Source organism: Stappia sp. BW2, assembly GCF_008107695.1.
Lineage (GTDB): Bacteria > Pseudomonadota > Alphaproteobacteria > Rhizobiales > Stappiaceae > Roseibium.
Genome location: NZ_VIRG01000097.1, coordinates 1 through 7,421, shown reverse-complemented (window position 1 = coordinate 7,421; position 7,421 = coordinate 1). Strand labels below are relative to the sequence as shown.

Here is a 7,421-nt window from a genome sequence, read left to right as displayed (position 1 = left end):
TCGCAAGATGACAGACTCAGCAGCGATAAGTACTGCTTATCGAATGTTAGACATCTTGGCCGTCCCATGCTAGAAAACAGGTCAGTGCCCACCTCTCATGAAGCTGTCAGCGATGCCCGAAAGCCCCTATCAAGACGCCATGCAGCAGTCCCGGCACCGGTCCCTCGCCCAGGCCACAAGCTACTATAACGATGCGGAACGAAGCCGGAGACGGTCTGCCAGAATGCTGGCGTGATTTTCCGACCGTTGGTGGCAGGAACAAATCGCTTTTCGCTGTCTGAAGTCAGAGCTTTCTACGCAAAAAGCGAAGCACGATGTTTCCAGTCAAACGCGATACGCGCTAGCGAGGAGCCCCGGCTTCAAGTTCCTGAATTTCATCTTCGACGATCTCACGCAGCTGTTGAAGCTCGCCGCTTTCGATTGTCTCCCAGACGGTGTCCACATCGATCCGGAAATATTCGTGGACGACCCTGTCCCGGAATCCAGCAATGGCGCGCCAGGGAACGTCGGGATGCCGGGACGTGAGGTCTTCGGGCAGTGCCTTGGCGGATTCGCCTATGACGATGAACGAGGCAGACACCGCCCGAAAGGTCTTCCGGTCATTGGTGGGCGTTAGCAGAAATGTCGCGCGATCCATGCCATCGACAAATTCGTAGATTTCCGTGATCGCCTCATGCATGTCCTGAAGGCGATGGAGCGTGCTTCGAGCCATCAGAACACCTGGATCTCATCCAGCGACGCCGTTTCCGTGACATGGTCACGTAGGCTTGTTCGTGGGGCCAGATCGATCCTGACGTCATTCGCCAGCGCCTCCCGGATCTGGCCTTCGATCCTCCCTATTTCGAAGAGAGACAGTTTTGCCCCTGGCTTCAGTTCGTAGGCCAGGTCTATGTCGCTATCGGGACGAGCATCGCCCCGGGCGACGGAGCCGAATAGGTACAAATGCGCCAGTCCCTTTTCGGCCAGCGCGGTCTGGTGACGTCGAAGGCGGCGCAGAACATCGGTTGCGGCCGGGGCTTGCCTGTCTTCTTCAGCGACATAGTCGGCCACCAGTTGGTTGAGCAGGTCCTGCACCTTCAATCCTCGGCGGGCAGCCAGGGATTTGAAGCGGTTTTTCAGTGGCACGGGAACGCGTGCAGACAGGTATGCGGTTTCTGGGTTCGACATGGTTTGATCGCTTGTGTATTTGTGCACAAATGCACAATAGAGCATTCAGAGCGATAAAACCAGAGGCATCCCTTGCTGTCGCCGTCCACGGATCGGGACGAACAATCAGGGGGGAGGGGCAGGAACCGCGAACCAAGACCTCACCGGACAAGCCCGGAGTCTGTGCTGCCTGTTGAGCCCTGCCCACATAATCGTGTTTGTAGTCCAAGGCGCGGCCGTTAGCGAGCACAGCCTGTACCTCTGGCCAGAACGCCTTACTTCTTGCGCGGCTTGCGCGTCTGTGTGGCCCGTTGTTGCCCGAGGCCCATTTTCTTGGCGAGTTCGGAACGAGCTGCAGCATAGTTGGGGGCGACCATCGGATAATCCGCCGGAAGGTTCCACTTTGCCCGGTAGTCTTCAGGAGTCAGGTCATAGTGGGTCCGAAGATGCCGTTTCAGCGATTTGAATTTCTTGCCGTCTTCCAGGCAGATAAGAAAATCGTTTCCGACGGATTTCTTGATCGGCACCGCGGGAACGAGTTCCACAACTTCCGGCTCCTGAGCTTTCTGTGCGGATGACGTCAGAGCCTTGTGCACCGAAGCTATCAGGCCTGGCAAATCGGGAGTGGCAACCGTGTTGTTGGCCACATAGGCCGAAACGATATCGCTTGTGAGCTCGATGAAGGCTGCGTTCTGAACGAAGTCGTCTTCTGGTGTATTAGGCATGATTGTCCTTGTGAGCAGGGTGTCTCTTGAGACAGGCGCCAATAGTTATTCCGGCTGAAACACAATGAAACGTTTTACATTCCATTTATTATTTGTGCAATGAGACCAAGAGCAAAGAGTATATTTCGTCTTTATTTCTCGAGCGGGTTGTTTGACCTTCAATTATAAAAACTTTGAAGCGGTCGAGGTCGCGTCCTACCGGACCACGCTCTCTTCCGGCCGCTATGCGGCCTCCACCGAGCCAAACACGATTTCTGCCGGGACTTGTCTAAAGCCGGCAGAAGTCTCAAAGAGCCTTCCGCCGGCAAGATAGTCCATCGGCCGAAACCGCCCTTGTCTCGGCCCATTCGGGGTACGATCGTTCGCGCTGGATCTGCTTTGCAGATATCTGCCTGGCTGCGCCAGACATTAATTTGCTAGCGGGGCTCCGCCCCCGGCCGGTCAAGGATAAACCGCTATGCGGCCGGAAAAGCGGTCTCCCCATGCTCCGCGGCTCTAGCCTTGTGCGCACGGGGACACCCCTCCGCCTTTCCGGTCCCTGACCGCCCTCCCCCGTTTCCGACGACGCGGAAAATGAAACGAGCCGCAACGGTCAAGTTTCATGGAAACAGGAGCAAACCAAATGACCAAAACCGACACAAACCGCCTTGAAATCTCTTTCTCGAAGCTGGTGCTTGATCCGAAGAACGTCCGCAAGACCTACACGCAGGCAGGCATCCTTGAGCTTGCTGAAAGCATCGCCTCAGTTGGCGTCCTGCAGAACCTTGTCGTGCGCCCAGGGGAGAAAAAGGGAACCTACCTTGTGACCGCTGGCGGGCGTCGGTTCCGGGCAATTGAGCACCTGATTTCCAACAAGAGAGTGCCCGCATCCGTCAAGGTGACGTGCGTTCTGAGCGACGAGGCTGACGCAACCGAAATCAGCCTTGCCGAGAATATCATGCGCGAAGGCATGTCCCCTGCCGATGAATACCGGGCTTTCAAACAGATGGCCGACGATGGCAAGACCGTCAGCGAAATCGCAAGCCGTTTCGGTGAAACCGAACTTGTCGTGACGAAGCGCCTCAAGCTGGCCCGCGTCTCCCCTCGCTTGTTCGAGATTTTCGAAAAGGGAGAAATGGAACTTGCCCAATTGCAGGCATTTACCGTCTGTGATGATCATGAAAAACAGGAACGGGTTTGGGATAACCTTTCGCCGTATTATCGCAGCAGCCGCGAAATTCGTCAGGCGTTGACCGATGGCAAAATTCCCGCATCCGACAAACGCATCAAGTTCCTTGGCGGCCTCGATGCTGTCCGCGAAGCGGGCGCCACGGTGATCTGTGACCTCTTTAATACAGATGGCGGATATGCCGAAGACGGGGCGCTGATTGATAAACTCGTGGCCGAAAAGATCGACGCACTCACCCTTGAGGTTGCTGGCGAAGGCTGGAAGTGGTGCCGCTATCAGCCGGAAATCGACTACACCGACATGCAGAAATACGGTCGTGTCTATCCCATGGCCCGCGATCTGTCCGACGAGGAACAGAAGCACCTTGAAACACTGGAAAACGCGGTTGAGACAACTGGCGATGTTTACGACCAGTCTGGAGACGAAGACGACCGGCTTGCCTTCGAAGCAGCGGAAAACGCTCTTGAGGACTTCCGCGCCGCGTGGAAACCGGAGTTCAGCGACGAGCAGAAGGCAAAGGCCGGGGCAATCCTGTCGCTTGGCTATCATGGCGATCTGCGCATTGAACGCGGCTTGATCGATCCGAAGGACGCGAAGGTGGCCGCACAAGCCTGCTCTGATACAGCGTCAGACGAAAAGGCCGGTTCCGATCACTCGAAAGCACTGGTCGCCGAGTTGACCGCTCGCAAGACCGCAGCGCTCCGTCTTGAGCTTGCCCGGAACCCGAACCTGGCCCTTGTTGTTAGCGTTCACTCCATGGCGATCAAGACGCTGTACGAGCACCGTGCGGCATGGACCCATGGGGCGGTTGAAGTGTCGCTCGACAGCGCATGCCTTGAAACACACATCAAAGACGCGGGCCAGTGCGCCGACCTCGATGCCATTGAACGCGTCCGTGAAAGCTGGAAATCGGTTTTGCCCGTCAATCCGGCTGACCTTTGGGATTGGTGCATGGGTGTATCGCAGGAGGAATTGCTTCGGCTGCAAGCTTTCCTTGTCGCCCGGACAATCAACGCTGTCAGCCATGGCGACGGCTTCAACGGCGCGGGCGTGGATCATGGCAACCGGATCGGTGCGGCCCTAGACCTCGACATGGCCGATCACTTCCAGCCGACCGCCGAAACCTACTTCGCCCGCGTCAAGCTCGATGTCATCTATGACAGTCTTGTGCAGGCCTGCGGCGAGGAAGCTGCCGCGCCCGTTCTCAAAATGAAGAAAAAGGAAGCTGCAGCCTATGCAGCTGAAAAAGTCGCCGGAACGCGTTGGGTGCCGAACATCATGACTTGCAAAGACGAAGCTCCTGCGTCCGAGGAAGTCATTCAAGAGGCAGCGTAACGCTGTCCATTGAAGGGCTGCCCTGCGAAAGCTCCCGCAGGGCGGCCTTTCCCCTTCGGGGAAACCTCATCATCGAATACGGAGCCCCTTGCCTCCCGATCAAACGATAGCCGGTTGCGGACCCCTCTAAAGGAACCGGCTGAGGTTTGATAAGGGGCTTCACTCTGGCCCGGTCGAGTACATACCCCACTTGACCGGGCGAGCTCATTGAACGAAAGAGTCTTCCCATGATCGACAGCCTCAAATCGCTACTGCACATCGACGGATGGCAACCTATTGAAACAGCACCTAAAGACGGCACTCCTGTGCTGCTCTTGGAAGGCGACATTATCGGCCTCTTTTATTTTGGGACGGAGCCCGACTTTGTGAATTTTCGCGGGAAACCCATGAAGCCGAATTGGATCGGAACAATCATCGTCAGTGATCTGGTGCGCAACGAGAGCGGCTGCAAGATGCTCAAGGTGTACGGCTCCGATGCAACGCATTGGATGCCGCTGCCCCCTGTTTCGGGAGCGGACCAGCCCTGACGGGCTGGGCTGATCCCTTGTTATTTTTTGCCGGCTGTTGAAGTGTGGTTTGATGTGCAATCTCTACTCCCACACTTCGGCGCGGCAAGCCGTCCTGGATTTCACCCGAGCCATGAAAGTTGCCGACACTATCGGCAACCTGGCACCGCAGCCGGGCATCTATCCGGACTATTCCGCTCCCATCGTCCGTAATATCGGTGCCGAGCGGGAATTGACCTTGGCACGTTGGGGAATGCCATCACCGGCATTTGCACTGAAAGGCAAGTCGGCCGACAAGGGCGTGACGAACGTTCGCAACACTAAAAGCCCGCACTGGCGCCGCTGGCTCAGCATCGACCACCGTTGTGTTGTCCCGTTCAATTCCTTTTCCGAGTTTGATTCAAAGGCGCGTGAGCCGGTCTGGTTCGCCTTCAACGAAGACCGCCCTCTTGCTGTCTTTGCCGGTATCTGGACGAACTGGACCAGCGTTCGAAAGGTGAAGGAAGGCGAAGTGACCGCCGACCTGTTCGCGTTCTTGACGTGCGAGCCAAACAAGGAAGTCGGAGCGATCCACCCGAAGGCCATGCCCGTTATTTTGACGGAGCAGGAAGAAATCGAAACTTGGCTGTCCGCGCCCTGGGACGAAGCGAAAGAGCTTCAGCGTCCTCTTGCGGATGACACGCTCGATATTGTTGCGCGCAGCGGGCGTCAGGACGGCAAGGACTGACACGCGGACCAGCCCTGACGGGCCGGGCTGATCCTCGGCAGGGGCGTTGCCCCTACGGTGAGCGGCCCAGATCCTCCAAAGCAACATGATCGCGCCGGCACACCGGCCCGACCCGCTCCCCTACCCCTAGAACAATGACCGGCCCGAGCCGGACTTTTGCTTGCTCGAAGGGGCTCCGCCCCCGCCAGGTCAAGGATGAACCGCTGCGCGGCCATGGCAGGGGTATCCCCACGCTCCGCGGCTTCGCCTTGTGCGCGCGGGTGATCCCCCTCCCCTGCCATGGTCCTTGACCCGGCTCCCCCGTTTCCGACGACGCGGAAAATGAAAGGCGATACGCCGCGAACGAGGAGCACAAAAATGAACCGCACTGACTGGAAGAAACTCTATCGACAAATCAGGGCAAGCGAGGAGCCGGAGGCCGTCAACGCCAACGGGCGGAAATACTATGTCGGAAAAATGGGCGTGAAGCCGGTTACTGGCCGGGCCGTCCTTTTCTCCCTGTTCGGTTCTTGCCGGATGCTTGAGGGGCGTTCGTCCCGCCTTGGACTTCTGCGGAGCGCGCGTAAGTACCGGCTGGAACTGCAAGAGGCTGTTCGGCTCGAAATCTCGATTTTCGGGCAAGCCAGTCAACCCGGCTTCGCCTTCCGCTAATCCATCGACAGGAGATTTCGACATGCTGAAAACGAAGACGATCCCGAGCGTGGAGGCAAACGCCGCAGACTATTGGCCGTCAGTGCGCCGGAAAGCGAAATTCAACAATGCCTTGCGGCTCGCAGCCGAGCGCTTCGATAGCATCCGCGTGGGACGGATCTATGAGGCGTGGGTGGGTGAGGTGTCCAGTATGGTGCGCTCGGTCGCCATCCAGTGCCAAATCCTCGCCACAGACGACTATCGGGACTTTCGGGAGTTGGCCGCTGCACGCTTTGGAATGCCCGAGCTTTGCAGCAATGACGAAGTCATCCAGACAGAGGCGTTCGACGCGATCCAAGAGGCGCACGAGTCCTTGTATGGTGGGATGAGAGGTTAACCTCTCGTTAACCTATTGACCGCCAGATGTGCTATCGGTGAGCCAATCAGTTTTGAGGGCGGAAGCAGCAGCGCCGGGCAAGCGGCGCGACCGGGTGGGATGGGCTTACCCGGCTGAGGCAACAGCCTTGCTTTCAAATCGGAGGTAATGCGATGTGGTTCATACCCATTAGCGTTACCCTAGAAATGAAAAAGACCCGGACGACCTTGCAAATCGTGATCCGGGTCCAATTCACTATCTAGGAAAAGGGACGACAGGGAAACCTGTCGTCCTGCTCCGAGAAAGATGTTAGCAGTTTCAGCCGAAAAATCAATATGAAGGCTTGCCGATAGGCCGCTGGACCGGACCAGCCCTGACGGGCCGGGCTGATCCTGGGGAGGGGCTTCGCCCCTACGGCGCGCGGCCCAGGTCCTCCAAAGCAACAGGTTCGCGCCGGCCCACCGGCCCGATCGCGTTCCTTCTCCGAACCTGACCCGCGCGCCTACCCCATGAAAGATCGACCGGCAGAGAAACCGGGCTTTTCTCCTGAAAGTAGGGGCTCCGCCCCCCGGCAGATCAAGGATGAACCGCTGCGCGGCCTCCTGCGGGGTGTCCCCACGCTCCGCGGCTCTCGCCTTGTGCGCGCGGGTGATCCCCCTCCCCGCATACGGTCCTTGATCCGCCGCCCCCGTTTCCGACGACGCGGAAAATGAAACGAGCCACCCCGGCCAAGTTCAGGAAACAGGAGCAAACCAATGAACTCAGTATATGCCAGCACCGCACGCTTTGATTCCGCCCGCGCTCTCAG

8 protein-coding genes are annotated in these 7,421 nt (G+C 57.9%); 5 read left to right on the top strand and 3 right to left on the bottom strand.

Going from position 1 to position 7,421, the window contains the following annotated elements; all coding sequences use genetic code 11:
- Positions 1–340 precede the first annotated feature (340 nt).
- From FMN63_RS28380 to FMN63_RS28370, 3 genes are all read right to left on the bottom strand, one after another.
- The gene (locus tag FMN63_RS28380) at positions 341–712 is read right to left on the bottom strand and encodes a HepT-like ribonuclease domain-containing protein (RefSeq protein ID WP_209001425.1); all 372 of its coding nucleotides are present in this window, start codon (positions 710–712) and stop codon (positions 341–343) included.
- Positions 712–1,167, bottom strand: a complete 456-nt coding sequence (locus FMN63_RS28375) for a nucleotidyltransferase domain-containing protein (protein WP_148587534.1) — start codon at positions 1,165–1,167, stop codon at positions 712–714. The genes FMN63_RS28380 and FMN63_RS28375 overlap by 1 nt, the downstream gene beginning before the upstream one ends.
- Before the next feature lie 254 nt (positions 1,168–1,421).
- A complete protein-coding gene (locus FMN63_RS28370) occupies positions 1,422–1,871 on the bottom strand; it encodes a Ros/MucR family transcriptional regulator (protein ID WP_148587533.1) in 450 nt (149 codons plus the stop codon).
- A 622-nt stretch (positions 1,872–2,493) separates the two neighbouring features.
- On the opposite strand from FMN63_RS28370, the gene FMN63_RS28365 reads away from it, so the two are divergent.
- The 5 genes from FMN63_RS28365 (at position 2,494) to FMN63_RS28345 (ending at position 6,634) form a co-directional block, all read left to right on the top strand.
- Positions 2,494–4,374, top strand: coding sequence for a ParB/RepB/Spo0J family partition protein (locus FMN63_RS28365; RefSeq protein ID WP_162530144.1), 1,881 nt, complete (start codon positions 2,494–2,496; stop codon positions 4,372–4,374).
- A gap of 227 nt (positions 4,375–4,601) precedes the next feature.
- Positions 4,602–4,901: a hypothetical protein gene (locus tag FMN63_RS28360; protein WP_148587531.1), complete on the top strand. Its 300-nt coding sequence runs from the start codon at positions 4,602–4,604 to the stop codon at positions 4,899–4,901.
- Between the two features lie 52 nt (positions 4,902–4,953).
- A complete protein-coding gene (locus FMN63_RS28355; protein WP_148587530.1) occupies positions 4,954–5,607 on the top strand; it encodes an SOS response-associated peptidase in 654 nt (217 codons plus the stop codon).
- Positions 5,608–5,964: 357 nt separating this feature from the next.
- Complete coding sequence (locus FMN63_RS28350; RefSeq protein ID WP_023001164.1) at positions 5,965–6,258, top strand: hypothetical protein; 294 nt, start codon at positions 5,965–5,967, stop codon at positions 6,256–6,258.
- 22 nt (positions 6,259–6,280) lie between these two features.
- Entirely contained in the window at positions 6,281–6,634 is a 354-nt protein-coding gene (locus tag FMN63_RS28345) for a hypothetical protein (RefSeq protein WP_148587529.1), read from the top strand.
- The last annotated feature ends 787 nt before the right edge of the window (positions 6,635–7,421 follow it).